The 14,140-nt window shown below is 58.7% G+C and carries 15 protein-coding genes and 2 pseudogenes; 8 read left to right on the top strand and 9 right to left on the bottom strand.

The features are described from left to right. The first annotated feature begins 16 nt into the window (after positions 1–16). Complete coding sequence (locus KGB18_RS14285; RefSeq protein WP_223570129.1) at positions 17–898, top strand: LysR family transcriptional regulator; 882 nt, start codon at positions 17–19, stop codon at positions 896–898. A gap of 125 nt (positions 899–1,023) precedes the next feature. On the opposite strand, the gene gudD is transcribed toward KGB18_RS14285, so the two are convergent. Next, positions 1,024–2,367, bottom strand: a complete 1,344-nt coding sequence (gene gudD, locus KGB18_RS14280; protein ID WP_223570128.1) for a glucarate dehydratase — start codon at positions 2,365–2,367, stop codon at positions 1,024–1,026. Between the two features lie 25 nt (positions 2,368–2,392). Next, positions 2,393–3,739: an MFS transporter gene (locus tag KGB18_RS14275; protein WP_123720370.1), complete on the bottom strand. Its 1,347-nt coding sequence runs from the start codon at positions 3,737–3,739 to the stop codon at positions 2,393–2,395. A gap of 367 nt (positions 3,740–4,106) precedes the next feature. Here KGB18_RS14275 and KGB18_RS14270 point away from each other — a divergent pair, with 367 nt between their 5' ends. After that, positions 4,107–4,820 carry a FadR/GntR family transcriptional regulator gene (locus tag KGB18_RS14270; protein WP_223570127.1) on the top strand — a complete coding sequence of 238 codons (714 nt, stop codon included), beginning with the start codon at positions 4,107–4,109 and terminating at the stop codon, positions 4,818–4,820. A gap of 93 nt (positions 4,821–4,913) precedes the next feature. After that, positions 4,914–5,144, top strand: coding sequence for a hypothetical protein (locus KGB18_RS14265; RefSeq protein ID WP_123720369.1), 231 nt, complete (start codon positions 4,914–4,916; stop codon positions 5,142–5,144). Between the two features lie 156 nt (positions 5,145–5,300). Here KGB18_RS14265 and KGB18_RS30055 read toward each other — a convergent pair. Beyond that, a pseudogene (locus KGB18_RS30055) lies at positions 5,301–5,399 on the bottom strand (EamA family transporter); the annotation flags it as partial. On the opposite strand from KGB18_RS30055, the pseudogene KGB18_RS14260 reads away from it, so the two are divergent. Continuing rightward, a pseudogene (locus tag KGB18_RS14260) lies at positions 5,395–5,484 on the top strand (LysR family transcriptional regulator); the annotation flags it as partial. The pseudogenes KGB18_RS30055 and KGB18_RS14260 overlap by 5 nt on opposite strands. Positions 5,485–5,645: 161 nt before the next feature. Here KGB18_RS14260 and yegQ read toward each other — a convergent pair. Next, positions 5,646–6,971 carry a tRNA 5-hydroxyuridine modification protein YegQ gene (yegQ, locus tag KGB18_RS14255; RefSeq protein WP_223570126.1) on the bottom strand — a complete coding sequence of 442 codons (1,326 nt, stop codon included), beginning with the start codon at positions 6,969–6,971 and terminating at the stop codon, positions 5,646–5,648. A gap of 176 nt (positions 6,972–7,147) precedes the next feature. Between yegQ and KGB18_RS14250 the strand changes: the two genes are divergently transcribed. Then, positions 7,148–8,209 carry an AI-2E family transporter gene (locus tag KGB18_RS14250; RefSeq protein ID WP_123720367.1) on the top strand — a complete coding sequence of 354 codons (1,062 nt, stop codon included), beginning with the start codon at positions 7,148–7,150 and terminating at the stop codon, positions 8,207–8,209. Here KGB18_RS14250 and KGB18_RS14245 read toward each other — a convergent pair. The 3 genes from KGB18_RS14245 to KGB18_RS14235 all read right to left on the bottom strand — a co-directional run bounded on the left by KGB18_RS14245 (position 8,206) and on the right by KGB18_RS14235 (position 9,252). Then, positions 8,206–8,388: a hypothetical protein gene (locus tag KGB18_RS14245; RefSeq protein ID WP_007901757.1), complete on the bottom strand. Its 183-nt coding sequence runs from the start codon at positions 8,386–8,388 to the stop codon at positions 8,206–8,208. The two genes, KGB18_RS14250 and KGB18_RS14245, sit on opposite strands and share 4 nt — an antisense overlap. 100 nt (positions 8,389–8,488) lie before the next feature. Beyond that, a complete protein-coding gene (locus tag KGB18_RS14240; protein ID WP_008011397.1) occupies positions 8,489–8,683 on the bottom strand; it encodes a hypothetical protein in 195 nt (64 codons plus the stop codon). Positions 8,684–8,877: 194 nt separating this feature from the next. Continuing rightward, a complete protein-coding gene (locus tag KGB18_RS14235) occupies positions 8,878–9,252 on the bottom strand; it encodes a hypothetical protein (protein ID WP_052967274.1) in 375 nt (124 codons plus the stop codon). A gap of 242 nt (positions 9,253–9,494) precedes the next feature. Here KGB18_RS14235 and KGB18_RS14230 point away from each other — a divergent pair, with 242 nt between their 5' ends. Both KGB18_RS14230 and KGB18_RS14225 read left to right on the top strand, forming a co-directional pair. Then, complete coding sequence (locus KGB18_RS14230; RefSeq protein ID WP_223570125.1) at positions 9,495–10,313, top strand: shikimate 5-dehydrogenase; 819 nt, start codon at positions 9,495–9,497, stop codon at positions 10,311–10,313. Between the two features lie 211 nt (positions 10,314–10,524). Beyond that, positions 10,525–11,043 (top strand): cupin domain-containing protein, encoded by a 519-nt coding sequence (locus tag KGB18_RS14225; RefSeq protein WP_123720364.1) that lies wholly within the window; start codon positions 10,525–10,527, stop codon positions 11,041–11,043. A gap of 168 nt (positions 11,044–11,211) precedes the next feature. Here the strand turns inward: KGB18_RS14225 and KGB18_RS14220 are convergent, their stop codons facing one another. Continuing rightward, the gene (locus tag KGB18_RS14220) at positions 11,212–11,859 is read right to left on the bottom strand and encodes a YceH family protein (protein ID WP_223570124.1); all 648 of its coding nucleotides are present in this window, start codon (positions 11,857–11,859) and stop codon (positions 11,212–11,214) included. A 140-nt stretch (positions 11,860–11,999) separates the two neighbouring features. Here KGB18_RS14220 and KGB18_RS14215 point away from each other — a divergent pair, with 140 nt between their 5' ends. Next, positions 12,000–12,509: a DUF1993 family protein gene (locus KGB18_RS14215; RefSeq protein ID WP_030130806.1), complete on the top strand. Its 510-nt coding sequence runs from the start codon at positions 12,000–12,002 to the stop codon at positions 12,507–12,509. 85 nt (positions 12,510–12,594) lie between these two features. On the opposite strand, the gene sstT is transcribed toward KGB18_RS14215, so the two are convergent. Continuing rightward, on the bottom strand, positions 12,595–13,845 hold the full coding sequence (sstT, locus tag KGB18_RS14210; RefSeq protein WP_052967279.1) for a serine/threonine transporter SstT: 1,251 nt from the start codon (positions 13,843–13,845) through the stop codon (positions 12,595–12,597). Positions 13,846–14,140: the final 295 nt, after the last annotated feature.

The following is a 14,140-nucleotide window of genomic DNA, read 5'->3' as shown; positions in this document are numbered from 1 at the left end:
AATTTTGGGAGTGGGTATGATTCGACCTCATCTGCCGCTGAATGCGCTGCGCGCTTTCGAGGCTTCGGCACGCCATTTGAGTTTCACACGGGCGGCGGTGGAGTTGTGTGTCACGCAGGCGGCGGTGAGTCATCAGGTCAAAAGCCTTGAAGCCCAGCTTAACGTGACTTTGTTCAAACGCTTGCCCCGAGGCCTGATGCTGACCAGCGAAGGTGAAACCCTGCTGCCGGTGTTGCGCGAATCCTTCGACCGGATCGCCGAGACCCTGGAGCGATTCGAGGGCGGGCATTTTCGCGAGGTGTTGACGGTGGGGGCGGTGGGGACGTTTGCGGTCGGTTGGCTGTTGCCGCGGCTGGCGGATTTTCAGACGAAATATCCGTTCATCGATTTGCGCCTGTCGACCAACAACAACCGGGTGGACGTGGCCGCTGAAGGCCTGGATTACGCCATTCGATTTGGCGCGGGGGCGTGGCATGGGATCGAAGCAGTACGGTTGATCGAGGCGCCGCTGTCGGTGCTCTGCGTTCCCGAGATTGCGCGACAATTGCACACACCGGCCGATCTGTTGCAGCAAACGTTGTTGCGCTCCTATCGCGCGGATGAGTGGCCGGAGTGGTTTCAGGCAGCCGGGCTCTCAATCCATGCGGCACCGCCGAGAAGCATCGTCTTCGATTCCTCGCTGGCGATGATGGAAGCGGCGTTGCAAGGGGCGGGCGTAGCATTGGCGCCGCCCTTGATGTTCTCCCGGCAACTGGCTGCGGGCGTAATCGAGCAACCGTTCGCCATCGGGATCACCACGGGCAGCTACTGGCTGACCCGCTTGCAGTCGCGCCCTGAAACGTCGGCGATGACCGCGTTCAAGGACTGGCTACTACAAGTGGCACATGATGAATCGTAGGAGCTGCCGAAGGCTGCGATCTTTTGATCTTGATCTATAGCGATTTCAGCTTCGCCAGCCGTCAAGATCAAAAGATCGCAGCCTTCGGCAGCTCCTACATGGGGATGCGTAGTGTCCTCGGAGGGTTACCGCACCAGACACGGCCGCTTGTTATCGAACTTCCACCCCGGAATCAGAAACTGCATCGCCACGCTGTCGTCCCGCGCACCCAGACCCATGCCTTTGTACAGCTCATGGGCCTTGGCCAGTTGATCGATGTCCAGCTCAACCCCCAGGCCAGGTTTTTTCGGCACCTGCACACAGCCATCGACGATTTGCAGCGGCGCTTTGGTCAGGCGTTGGCCGTCCTGCCAGATCCAGTGGGTGTCGATGGCGGTGATTTCACCCGGCGCAGCCGCTGCGACATGGGTGAACATGGCCAGTGAAATATCGAAGTGGTTGTTGGAATGCGAGCCCCAGGTCAGGCCCCATTCGTGGCACATCTGCGCGACTCGAACCGAGCCCTGCATGGTCCAGAAGTGAGGGTCCGCCAAAGGAATGTCCACCGATTGCAACTGGATCGCATGACCCATTTCCCGCCAGTCGGTGGCGATCATGTTGGTCGCGGTTTTCAGGCCCGTGGCCCGACGGAACTCGGCCATGACTTCGCGGCCCGAATAACCGTTTTCCGCACCGCACGGGTCTTCGGCGTAAGCGAGAACGTGATGCTGATCCCGACACAGGCGGATCGCTTCTTTCAGCGACCAGGCGCCATTCGGATCAAGGGTGATGCGCGCGTCGGGAAAACGTTCGGCGAGGGCAGTGACCGCTTCGATTTCCTCGTCGCCACTCAACACGCCGCCCTTGAGTTTGAAGTCTTTGAAGCCATAACGGGCGTGGGCGGCGACCGCCAGGCGCACCACGGCGTCGGCGCTCATGGCTTTTTCGTGACGCACACGGAACCAGTCGTTGTCGGCGTCCGGTTCGCTGCGGTAGGCCAGATCGGTTTCGTTGCGATCACCGACATAAAACAGGTAACCGAGCATCTTCACTTCATCGCGCTGCTGGCCTTCGCCGAGCAGGGCCGCGACTGGTACATCCAGGTGCTGACCGAGCAAGTCGAGCAGGGCGGCTTCCAGGCCGGTGACCGCGTGAATGGTGATGCGCAGGTCGAAGGTCTGCAGGCCGCGACCGCCGGCATCGCGATCGGCAAAGGTCTGACGCACTTGATTGAGGATCTTCTGGTAAGTGCCGATCGGGCTGCCGACCACCAGTGCGCGCGCGTCTTCCAGCGTCTGGCGAATACGCTCGCCACCCGGCACTTCACCGACGCCAGTGTGGCCGGCGTTGTCCTTGAGGATCACGATGTTGCGGGTGAAAAACGGGCCATGGGCGCCACTCAGGTTGAGCAGCATGCCATCGTGGCCGGCCACCGGCACAACCTGCATGCTGGTGATGATCGGGGCTTTTGCGGTTTCTTGTGCGTTCATTTTTATGTCCTTAAAAAGCAAGTGTTCAGGCGTGACGGGGCGCAGGTTTGCCCAAGGCAGCCACAGGTGCGGGTTTCGGTTTATTGCGCGCGGCGAAGACGATGATCGCGGCGATGATCGAGGTGGCGGCCAGGCCGTACAGCCCGCCCTGAATCGACCCGGTGTGTTCTTCCAACAGACCGAAGGTGGTCGGCGCAACGAAGCCACCGAGGTTGCCCACCGAGTTGATCAGTGCGATCACGCCTGCAGCAATCCGCGCATCCAGATACGCCTGGGGAATCGGCCAGAACAGCGACGATGCCGATTTGAAACCCAGCGCGGCGAAGCAGATGGCGACGAAGGCGAAGATCGGCCCGCCGGTGGTGGACATGAACATCCCGGCGGCAGCGATCAGCAGCGCAGCGGCGACCCAGGCTTGCTGGTGTTTCCATTTGGCCGACAACGTGGCGAAGGCATACATGCCGACGATCGACAGCAACCACGGAATCGAGTTGAACAACCCGACCTGAATGTCGCTCAGGTCGCCCATCTTCTTGATGATGCTCGGCAGCCAGAAGGTCGCGGCGTAGATGGTCAACTGGATGAAGAAGTAGATCAGGCAAAACAGGATGATCTGACGATCCTTGAGCAGCGTGCCCAGCGACGGTTTGATCGGCGTCGCGGCTTCGCGGGCCAGTTGTTCGTCATCGATAGCTTTGACCAGCGCGTCCTGCTCGGGACGGGTCAGCCATTTGGCATCGTGGGGTTTGGAGTCCAGCCAGAACCAGACGAACACGCACAGGCCGACCGAGAACATCCCTTCAATGAAGTACATCCACTGCCAGCCGTGCATGCCAAAACCGCTGATTTGCAGCAGCAACCCGGACAGCGGACCGGAGATCAGTGACGCAATGGCCGAGCCGCTGAGGAAGATCGCAATCGCCTTGCCGCGTTCGACACCGGGCAACCAGCGAGTGAAGTAATAAATCACCCCGGGGAAGAAACCGGCTTCGGCCACGCCCAGTAGAAATCGCAGGATGTAGAAGTGGGTTTCGTTCTGGATGAACGCCATGCAGGCGGCCACCAGACCCCAGGTCAGCATGATGCGGGTCAGCCAGATTCGCGCGCCGACTTTTTGCAGGAGGATGTTGGAGGGTACTTCGAACAGCGCGTAACCAATAAAAAACAGACCGGCACCGAGGCCGTAGGCGGCAGCGCCAATCCCTAAGTCATGTTCCATATGGGCGCGGACGAAGCCGATGTTCACACGGTCGATGTAATTGACGATGAACATGATCACGAACAGCGGCAGGACGTGGCGTTTCACTTTCGAGATGGCGGACTTCAGGACCGAATCGGCGCCATCGTTCATCCCGGGTATGGATGTATTCACTTCTTTTTCTCCCACTCGTTATTTTTATGCGGGGTGTGGCTGGGTGTTGCGTTGTTGATAGACATCATACAACTAGATTTTTCGGGCCGACAAGGGCTGTCTCTCAACAAAATGGCGTTAGGTGGGCGGGTTTTTATTCTTTTTTTGGTTTTGTGTGGCGTATTTACTTGGTTTTGTTGGAATCTGTTCAGTCGGTGATTTTCTCTTTATCGCAACGAGGAGCCTGGATTCGATAAGTTTAAATCGTCTGTTTCAGCATGATGATTGAGTGTTGTCATACAAGTTTGGCGGCATTTTGTTGAGATTCCTGTCACCGAGAAGCGAGCGCAGTGCTACGATCCGGATACCCGCTTTACGGATAACCACCATGCAAGAAGACATCGACGCACCCGCCCGCAAGCGTACCCACAACCTGGCCCATGATCTGGTGAGCAAACTGACCCAGAGCATCCTGCTCGGCCAGATGGTGCCGGGGGACAAGCTGCCGTCGGAGAACTCGATTGTTCAGGAGCATGGCGTCAGTCGTACGGTGGTGCGCGAGGCAATCTCGAAGTTGCAGGCTTCGGGGCTGGTGGAAACCCGTCACGGCATCGGCACCTTTGTTCTCGAGCGAGCACCGGATCAGGGGCTGCGGCTGAATGTCGATACCGCGCTGGGCGTGCGCAGTATTCTGGAGTTGCGCATGGGCCTGGAAACCCAGGCGGCGGCGCTGGCAGCGGTTCGTCGCACAGACCAGCAGTTGGCGCAGATGCGTGAAGCGCTGGATGACTATCAAAGCCTGTTGGCCAACAACGACAGTTGCGTCGAGGCGGACAAACGCTTCCATCTGCTGATCGCTGAAGCCACCGGCAACGTGTGCTTCACCGAGATCATGCAACACCTGGGCAGCGCCATGATCCCCCGGACCCGCGTCAATGCCGCCGAGCGCGGGTCGGCGGATTTGAGCAAGCTCGGGCAACTCGCCAACCTCGAACACGAGGCGATTCTCAACGCCATCAAACGCCAGGATCCGGATGCGGCGCGGGCGGCGATGTGGTTGCACCTGACCAACAGCCGCGACCGCTTTTCGGCTGATCGGTAGCCGCCGTTTGTCTCCTCGATAGCACCCCGTTTGCAGGCTCGTTTCCAAACCTGTACGGCCCAGATTCGCTGGACCTCATCAGTGAGGTGCGTCATGGCTTACGATCCGATCCTTCAAGGTGGAATTTCCGATAACGACCCTGTCAGACCCATTCCCGATAGGGACGATCCGTCGATGGATCACGACGCACCACCCGGCATGGACCCTTCGCGAGACCCGGCCGATACGGACGTTGATCGTCCTGAAGACTGGAGGGACCCGGATCTGGATGACGACATTCCGGCGCCGGATGAAGAAACGCCATTGTCCGACGACAGGCGATAAACGAAACCCGGCCGATGTGCCGGGTTTTTTGTGGTTGCAGGTTTACCGCGTCATCGTCCTTCGCGGGCAAGCCTCGCTCCTACAAAAGCACCGCCGCCCCCTGTGGGAGCGAGGTTTGCCCGCGAAGGCGCCAGACGCATCAACACCAATCAGCGATCAAACACTGGCCACCTGAATCCCAAAAAACCGCCGCTCCAGATTCAACGCCAGCACACTGACCAGCACCACCACCGCACCCATCACCATCAACGTCGGCAACCTGTTTTACTGGCATGAAAACGCTGGGGTTCATCCGGCGCGAGAGGCGTTTGTGGGGATGTTGCGGGAGGAGTTTGTGTGATTACTCAAGGCATTGCGCCAATGCCAGTCAGTCGAGCGCAATCCATGTGGGAGCGAGCCTGCTCGCGATGACGCCGGTACATTCAACGTCAATGTGACTGACACGCCGCTATCGCGAGCAGGCTCGCTCCCACAGGTTCGGTGTCGTGCCCTTGATGATTTTTAGCTCACGCCCACATCCCGCATCAACAACCCAAACTGCAAATCCACCGCATCCGGTATCGGCAAATACACCGTATGCCCATCCCCCGGCGCCACTTCAATTGCCTCGCCTTTGACGTTCTGCAGCTGATGCAAATCGAAGTGGAAGTTGCCCTGGGGCGTCATCAGTTCCAGGTGATCGCCCAGACCAAAGCGATTCTTCACCCGCACCTCGGCCAGCTGATCCCGGCGTTCGCCGGTCAACTCGCCAACAAACTGCTGACGCTCTGAAACCGAGCTGCCGTTCTTATAATTCTGGTATTCGTCATGCACATGCCGACGCAGAAAACCTTCGGTGTAGCCGCGCTGGGCCAGGGATTCCAGATCGGTCATCAAGCTGCGATCAAATGCCCGGCCAGCCACCGCATCATCGATCGCGCGGCGATACACCTGGGTGGTGCGCGCGCAATAGAAGTGCGATTTGGTCCGGCCTTCGATCTTCAATGAATGCACGCCCATATGCGTCAGACGCTCGACGTGCTGGACGGCGCGCAGGTCCTTGGCGTTCATGATGTACGTGCCATGTTCATCCTCGAACGCCGGCATCAGTTCGTCAGGGCGATTGGCTTCTTGCAGCAGGAATACTTGATCGGTCGGCGCACCGATGCCCAGCGTCGGTTCGGGTCGGAACTGTTGAACGATTTCGCCGAGCTGATTTTCGCTGGCCGGCGTCGCCGAGTATTTCCAGCGACAGGCGTTGGTGCAGCTGCCCTGATTGGCGTCGCGCTTGTTCATGTAGCCCGACAACAGGCAGCGCCCGGAATAGGCCATGCATAACGCGCCGTGGACGAACACTTCCAGCTCCATCGCCGGGACGTGCTGGCGGATTTCTGCGATCTCTTCCAGCGACAGTTCGCGGGACAGAATGATCCGGCTCAAGCCCTGTTGCTGCCAGAACTCGACGCTGGCCCAGTTCACCGTGTTGGCCTGCACTGAGAGGTGGATCGGCATCTGCGGGAAGTGCCGGCGCACCAGCATGATCAGGCCCGGGTCGGACATGATCAGCGCGTCCGGCGCCATGGTGATCACCGGTTCCAGGTCCTTCAAGAACGTTTTGAGCTTGGCGTTGTGCGGGGCGATGTTCACCACCACATAGAAGCGCTTGCCCTGAGCCTGGGCCTCGGCGATGCCGAGCGCGAGGTTGGCGTGATCGAATTCGTTGTTGCGCACCCGCAGGCTGTAGCGCGGCTGGCCGGCGTATACCGCGTCGGCGCCATAGGCGAAGGCATAACGCATGTTTTTCAGGGTGCCGGCAGGGGCGAGCAGTTCCGGGGGGATAAGCGTCATGGCGCAGGTCATGGCAGTGTCGATCGCAAAAGCTGGCGAAGGTAATCCACTTACCCGCGGGGTTTATTGATCTGGATCTATGCTTGATGAATAAACGGATGGCACTCGCGCGAGCCGTGGCGGACTAAATATCAGGACGCGCAAACGGCGCCCCTGCGCACTGACATGGATCGGACATGAACGAAACGAAGCTGCAAAACACATCGTTGATGGTCTTGCTGACCGTGGTGAGCATTGCCTTCGTCTGGATTCTGCTGCCGCTCTATGGCGCGGTGTTTTGGGCGGTCATCCTAGGCATTCTGTTTTCGCCCTTGCAGCATAAGTTGCAACAGAGGTTCGGCTGGCCACGCAACCTGACGGCCCTGTTCACCTTGTGTCTCTGTGTGCTGATCGCGATTCTGCCGGTGATCACCATCAGTACCTTGCTGGTTCAGGAAGGCGCGGCGCTGTACAACCGAATCGAAAGTGGCGAACTGGATATTGCCGGGTATGTGTCGCAGTTCAAGCAAAGCCTGCCGCCGTACGTTCAGAACTTGCTCGATCGTTTCGGCATGGGCGAGCTGAGCGGGCTACGGGAAAAAATCATCAAGAGCACGATGCAAGGCAGCCAGTTTGTCGCGACCCAGGCATTCAGTTTTGGTCAGGGGACGTTCGAATTCGTGGTGAGCTTTTTCGTCATGCTGTACCTGCTGTTTTTCTTCCTGCGGGACGGGTCCGAACTGGCGCGCAAAGTACGTGCGGCGATACCGCTGGAAGATAACCAGAAACGTCGCTTGCAACTGAAGTTCAATCGCGTGGTGCGGGCCACGGTGAAAGGCAACCTGCTGGTGGCAATCACTCAAGGGGTATTGGGTGGTTTTATTTTCTGGTTTCTGGACATCCCGAGCGTGCTGCTCTGGGCGGTGTTGATGGCGTTTCTGTCGCTGTTGCCAGCGGTGGGGGCGGGTATCGTCTGGATACCGGTGGCGGCGTATTTCCTGTTCAGCGGTGCGATCTGGCAGGCCACGGTGCTGACCTTGTTCGGTGTGTTCGTGATCGGCTTGGTGGACAACGTCCTGCGACCGATCCTGGTGGGCAAGGACACCAAAATGCCGGACTACTTGATCCTCATCTCGACCCTGGGCGGCCTGGCGCTTTTTGGCCTGAACGGTTTTGTCATCGGGCCGTTGATCGCCGCGTTGTTCGTGTCGAGCTGGGCGATTTTCATCGATTCCAAGCCCAAGGTTCAGCTGCCTTAAGCGCTGAGCTGGCCTGAGTCGATACGTTGTGACAAGGCTTGGGCGGCGGGAAGCGAGGTGAGCGGGCCGCTGATCGGTTCGCCGTCCTGCACCAGATACCAACAGGCTAGCAACCCTCGCGCTCTGAGTTGTGCGGGAACGGCGCTGCCAATAACGGACATGATCTGAACCTGGGCCATAAGTACCTCCATTAATCTATGGAGCTACCTTACGGATCGGACGCTTGAACGGACAATCAACGCTTTCGATAGTCGTCATTGATGCCAATGAGTTCTGCGGTCAATCCACCACTAGATCGAGCATATGCACCACTTCCTGCTCATTGAGCAGGCCTTTGCGCACCAGGTTTTCTGCCAGCAGCGAGAGGAATTTTGCGCTGCGATGGCCTTCCAGGTGTTTGAGTTCGGTCAGTGCGTTATACACCTTGTCGGAAGTGCACAAGCCGACAATGCGATGCGGGTTTTGTGTGGGCATGAAGGTCGTCCTTGTTTTTATCAACCTGTTGTTTACGGACAGATCCAAGCTTGCGGATCGGACATGACATAAATATGACCAACTTTACCTGCCGGTACTGTCCCGACAGCGACCTTGACGAGATTTATTCAGACTTCGTCCTGCCAGTGGTCACAAAAAAGGCCCCGCTTCTAAAGCGGGGCCTGATGAGCGTGTTACCAACGGTCGCCACGATAATAACCATGAGGAGGGCCGTAATAGCCGCGTGGAGGACCATAACCGCGTGGCGGACCGTAATAGATCGGTGCCGGGCGGTAGTACATCGGTTGTTGAACGTAGACCGGTGCCGGTTGGTAATAAACAGGTGGTGGTTGCACGTACACCGGTTGTGGCTGAACGTAGACCGGTTGCTCCACATACACTGGACGGTCGCGGCCGATTATTGCTGAGCCGATGATTGCCGAGCCGACGATCGCACCAAACACAGCCGGACCTTCCCAGCCGCCATGACCACGACCACCTGCTTCTGCCTGCCCTGCGATAGCAAGAGCACCGATCAGCAAGGCTACTGTGGGGATTTTACGGATCATGATAAGTCCTCGGTTCTTCGACCCGGCGCTCGCGTCTGCAATAGACACAAGTTGTCGCGGGGATACTTCTAAGACAGCGTTTTTTTGAAAATCAGCACAGCCGTTGGGTAAATTTTGTGTAAGGTCTGTACCGGCTTCTTTACGGTGCTGTGTGCCAAGTACAGCCAGACCTTTATGATCGACCACAATCCAGTGGAATGGTTAATCCCGTCCATCTGAAAGTGCTATTGAAGGAGATTCGAATGCAGATGAACCCCAACAGAGACACTCAACTGTGCATGTCGCTCTCGGGGCGCCCCGGCAATTTCGGCCTGCGGTTTCATAACCATCTGTACGAACAACTGGGCCTGAATTTTTACTACAAGGCTTTCAGCAGTCAGGACTTGCCGGGCGCCGTTGGCGGCATCCGCGCCTTGGGCATTCGGGGTTGCGGGGTGTCGATGCCATTCAAGGAAGCTTGTATCGCGTTGGTCGATGAGCTGGATGCATCGGCTGAGGCTATTCAATCGATCAACACTATCGTCAACACCAACGGTCACCTCAAGGCCTACAACACCGATTACATCGCCATTGCCCAGTTGCTTGAAACCCATCAGGTTCCCAAGGATTCGACCTTTGCCCTGCGCGGCAGTGGCGGCATGGCCAAGGCTGTGGCCAGTGCCTTGCGCGATGGTGGTTACAAAAACGGCCTGATCGTGGCCCGGAACGAGCGCGCCGGGCGTGCTTTGGCTGAATCGTTGGGTTACTCATGGCAGGCGGAACTAGGGGGCCAGCGCCCGCAGATGCTGATCAACGTCACGCCCATCGGCATGACCGGCGGGCCGGAGGCCGATCAACTGGCGTTCGAGCCTGACGCTATCGCTGCGGCCGAAACTGTCTTCGATGTGGTGGCGATCCCCTCGGAAACACCGCTGATCGTGCGCGGTCGTGCCGAAGGCAAGCGGGTGATCACCGGGCTGGAAGTGATTGCGATCCAGGCGCTGGAACAGTTCGTGTTGTACACCGGCGTGCGGCCGACTGATGAGCAATTCCAGAAAGCCGTGGCGTTTGCCCGGGGCTAATCATTCCGATTTTCTATTGAATGTACTGGCCCCTTCGCGGGCAAGCCCGCTCCCACAGGTTCAGCGCTGACCTTGTGGGAGCGAGCGTGCTCGCGATTGCCGCGACCCGGTTTCCTGGCCCTCCTCATTCACTTGCCCGCGAATATCCCCCGCCTATACTGGCCACCAGCAAGCGCAGACTTGCTCTCCAGCCACCGTGACCGAGGTTTTCATGCGTCCCGCCATTCTCAACCTGGATCAGGCCGAACTTTTACCGCTGCCCGAAGAGTTTGCTCCCACCGGAGACGCTGCCGGCCGCTATCAACAACGCTTTGCCCGCATCGGCCAGCAACTGGGCGCGCAAAAGCTGGGTTATCGGTTGTATGCCCTGGAGCCGGGCATGCGTGGCAGTCCTTTTCATAACCATCGGGTCAATGAAGAGATGTTCTACATCGTCGCCGGAGAAGGGGAGGTTCGCCTTGGCGCCGAACGCTTTCCGATCCGCGCCGGTGACGTGATCGCCTGCCCGGCGGGCGGTCCTGAAGCCGCGCACCAGATTATCAACACCAGCAACGGCGAATTGCGCTATCTGGCAGTCAGCAGCCAGCAATCGCCGGACATTTGCGAATACCCGGATTCCGGCAAATACGTGGTGATGGATGACTTCAAGGTCGATGCCCAAGGCAATGCTTCGGGCTTCGTCGCCGTCGCCAGGCAGGCCGATGGCGTGGATTATTGGGACGGTGAGTAGCAACTCAGAGTGAGCGCGGACCCTGTGGCGAGGGGGCTTGCTCCCGTTCGGCTGCGAAGCAGGCGCAAAGCAGGCAAACCCGGTGAGCCAGACGTAATGCGTTGACAGGTTTGGGGCCGCTTCGCGACCCAGCGGGAGCAAGCTCCCTCACCACAAGGACCTCAGTGATTATTCGAGGCGTGCCAAGCGCTCTTCCAGCGCCGCAATCCGCGCTTCAAGCTCTTCGATTCGTTCAACCGATACACCGCCACTGGTGCCACGCTCCGCCGGGTTCTGCCGGGCAGCCAGGATTGCTTCGATATCCGCCGGATCACCCAGTGCATGCATGTAACGGTCTTCGCGCTGGCCGGCCTGACGCGGGATCAACAGCGCCAGACCTCTGGCGATCAAGCGTTCCAGCTGGTGCACCACCTGTTCGGCATCTTCGAAGTCATGCATGCGGCCGCTGCGGGTCAGCAGCTCATTGACCGTCTGCGGGCCGCGCAGGAACAGCAGCCCCGTCAGAATCACCTGGGCCGGCACCAGTTCCAGCGCCTTGTCGACCCGATGCTCCCAACGGTCGGCACGGCTGCCCATCACCAGTCTGGTAAAACCGCGACCTTCCAGTGCGCGCAAGCTCTGGCCGACTTGTCCCTGGCTGAGGTTCATCACCGGTTCGCGGCTGGTTTTCTGGTTGCAGGCAATCACCAGCGCATTAAGCGTCAGCGGATAGGTTTCCGGGCTGGTGGCCTGTTTCTCGATCAACGAGCCCAGAATGCGGATTTCCGTGCTGTTGAGCCGCGGTTCGTCGGAGGTCGTTTCTTGCTCAGTGCTCATCGCGCTTTTCCCTATGCAGTCGAAGCATGCAGTCGAAGCCGCCTAGCCTAATCCTTGCAGGATAAAAGACAAGCCGCAGGGCGGTCGGGCATGGCTATAATCGCTCCACGTTTTTACTCCTGTCACCACACGAGACCATCATGACTATTTCCCTGTACGCCGCTTCCGTTCCAGTTTTCCAGCAAATGCTCAATGCCCTGAGCAACAACCTGAGCAAGGCCGAAGCCCACGCTACCGCGAAAAACATTGATCCGAACGCGTTCCTGCAAGCCCGTCTGTACCCGGACATGTTCCCTCTGGTGCGTCAGGTGCAGATCGCCGTTGATTTCGCCAAAGGCGTTTCGGCGCGTCTGGCTGAAGTCGAACTGCCGAAATATGACGACACCGAAACCACCTTCGCCGAACTGCAAGCGTTGATTGCCAAGGTCCTGGCCTTCATTGGCGAGATCAAGCCTGAGCAGATCGACGGCAAGGAAGGCATCGAGATCGTTACCCGTCCAGGCACGCCTAAAGAGAAGCGCTTCACTGGCCAGGCTTACCTGCTGAGCTATGGTCTGCCACAGTTCTTCTTCCATATCACCACCGCTTACGCACTGTTGCGTCACAACGGTGTGGAAGTGGGCAAGCGCGATTACATGGGCGCGTTCTAAACCGCCCAGGTACAAAAAAGCCCGCCAAGGTGTAAGCCTTGGCGGGCTTTTTTACATGCGTTGCTGCGGCGATCTTTTGATCTTTTTATGCCAAACGCTGGGCTTCCCGGGCTTTCTGGGTCTTCTGTTCCTCACCCTGGCACGCCGCTGCGGTGAACAGCACGTCGGTGGAAGAGTTCAGCGCGGTTTCCGCCGAGTCCTGCAACACACCGATGATGAAACCGACCGCTACCACTTGCATGGCGATTTCGCTCGGGATGCCGAACAGGCTGCACGCCAGTGGAATCAGCAACAGCGAACCGCCGGCCACGCCCGAGGCGCCACAGGCACAGATTGCCGCGACGATGCTGAGCAGGATGGCCGTTGGAATATCCACGGCGATGCCCAGGGTGTGCACTGCAGCCAGGGTCAGCACGGTGATGGTGATCGCTGCGCCGGCCATGTTGATGGTGGCGCCGAGCGGGATCGACACCGAATAGGTATCTTCGTGCAGGCCCAGGCGCTTGCTCAACTCCAGGTTGACCGGAATGTTCGCCGCCGAACTGCGAGTGAAGAAGGCAGTGATGCCGCTCTCACGCAGGCAAGTGAATACCAGCGGATACGGGTTGCGACGCAGCTTCCAGAACACAATGGCCGGGTTCATCACCAGCGCCACGAACAGCATGCAGCCCAGCAACACGGCCAGCAGATGCATGTAACCGATCAAGGCACCGAAACCGGAGGTGGCGAGGGTCGAGGCCACCAGACCGAAGATCCCCAGCGGCGCAAAGCGAATCACCACCCGTACGATAACCGTCACGCCATTGGACAAATCGCCCAGTACCTCACGGGTGGTTGCACCCGCATGGCGAATCGCAATACCCATGCCGATCGCCCAAGCGAGAATGCCGATGAAGTTAGCGTTCATCAGCGCGCTGACCGGGTTATCGACCACGCTCAGCGCCAGGCTTTGCAGCACTTCACTGATGCCGCCCGGTGCGGTCACCGCAACATCTTGGGTAGCCAACACCAGACTCGACGGAAACAGCGTACTGGCGACCACCGCCACCACGGCTGCCGCGAAGGTGCCCAGCAGATACAGAAACAGAATCGGCCGGATATGGGTTTCCTGGCCGTGCTTATGGTTGGCAATCGAGGCCATGACCAGCACGAACACCAGAATCGGCGCGACAGCCTTGAGCGCTGAGACGAACACTTTGCCAATAAAGGCAGTGGACTTGGCCAACTCAGGCGCGAACAGCGCCAAGGCAATCCCGGCGATCAGGCCGATGATGATTTGCGTGACCAGGCTGCTGCGTTTCAGGCGTTGCAAGAGAGAAGGGGATGAAGCGGTCATAACGGCATCTCTGATTTTATTAGGGTGCAGGGTTCTGCTCATGCAGCAAAAAGCCGGGCAGGCCACATGGAGGGAACCGAAGGGTCGCTGCATCAATGCCAACAATGGCCGATGAGCAAAGTGTAAGTACCGCAGGCCGCGGACTTTATCACAGCGTAGCCGTGATCCTTCAGACCTGTGACGATCTGCCACCCGATTGCTCAACGCGATTTGCAGGTTCGTGCAACCTTGTCCGGAAACACTCTGTTAAGCTTCGCCATCCTCATTTTCAAGTTCTGCCAGTGAGCCTTCGGGC

Source organism: Pseudomonas sp. BF-R-26 (assembly GCF_019947395.1).
GTDB classification, from domain to species: domain Bacteria; phylum Pseudomonadota; class Gammaproteobacteria; order Pseudomonadales; family Pseudomonadaceae; genus Aquipseudomonas; species Aquipseudomonas farris.
This window is presented reverse-complemented; position numbering and strand designations above follow the sequence as displayed.

Excerpts from the sequence above, each read along its gene's own strand:
- gudD (WP_223570128.1), bottom strand. The coding sequence starts at position 2,367 with ATGAACGCACAAGAAACCGCAAAAGCCCCGATCATCACCAGCATGCAG.
- KGB18_RS14220 (WP_223570124.1), bottom strand. The coding sequence starts at position 11,859 with ATGAGCACTGAGCAAGAAACGACCTCCGACGAACCGCGGCTCAACAGC.
- sstT (WP_052967279.1), bottom strand. The coding sequence starts at position 13,845 with ATGACCGCTTCATCCCCTTCTCTCTTGCAACGCCTGAAACGCAGCAGC.
- KGB18_RS14230 (WP_223570125.1), top strand. The coding sequence starts at position 9,495 with ATGCAGATGAACCCCAACAGAGACACTCAACTGTGCATGTCGCTCTCG.
- KGB18_RS14285 (WP_223570129.1), top strand. The coding sequence starts at position 17 with ATGATTCGACCTCATCTGCCGCTGAATGCGCTGCGCGCTTTCGAGGCT.
- yegQ (WP_223570126.1), bottom strand. The coding sequence starts at position 6,971 with ATGACGCTTATCCCCCCGGAACTGCTCGCCCCTGCCGGCACCCTGAAA.
- KGB18_RS14235 (WP_052967274.1), bottom strand. The coding sequence starts at position 9,252 with ATGATCCGTAAAATCCCCACAGTAGCCTTGCTGATCGGTGCTCTTGCT.
- KGB18_RS14270 (WP_223570127.1), top strand. The coding sequence starts at position 4,107 with ATGCAAGAAGACATCGACGCACCCGCCCGCAAGCGTACCCACAACCTG.
- KGB18_RS14265 (WP_123720369.1), top strand. The coding sequence starts at position 4,914 with ATGGCTTACGATCCGATCCTTCAAGGTGGAATTTCCGATAACGACCCT.
- KGB18_RS14215 (WP_030130806.1), top strand. The coding sequence starts at position 12,000 with ATGACTATTTCCCTGTACGCCGCTTCCGTTCCAGTTTTCCAGCAAATG.
- KGB18_RS14250 (WP_123720367.1), top strand. The coding sequence starts at position 7,148 with ATGAACGAAACGAAGCTGCAAAACACATCGTTGATGGTCTTGCTGACC.
- KGB18_RS14245 (WP_007901757.1), bottom strand. The coding sequence starts at position 8,388 with ATGGCCCAGGTTCAGATCATGTCCGTTATTGGCAGCGCCGTTCCCGCA.
- KGB18_RS14225 (WP_123720364.1), top strand. The coding sequence starts at position 10,525 with ATGCGTCCCGCCATTCTCAACCTGGATCAGGCCGAACTTTTACCGCTG.
- KGB18_RS14240 (WP_008011397.1), bottom strand. The coding sequence starts at position 8,683 with ATGCCCACACAAAACCCGCATCGCATTGTCGGCTTGTGCACTTCCGAC.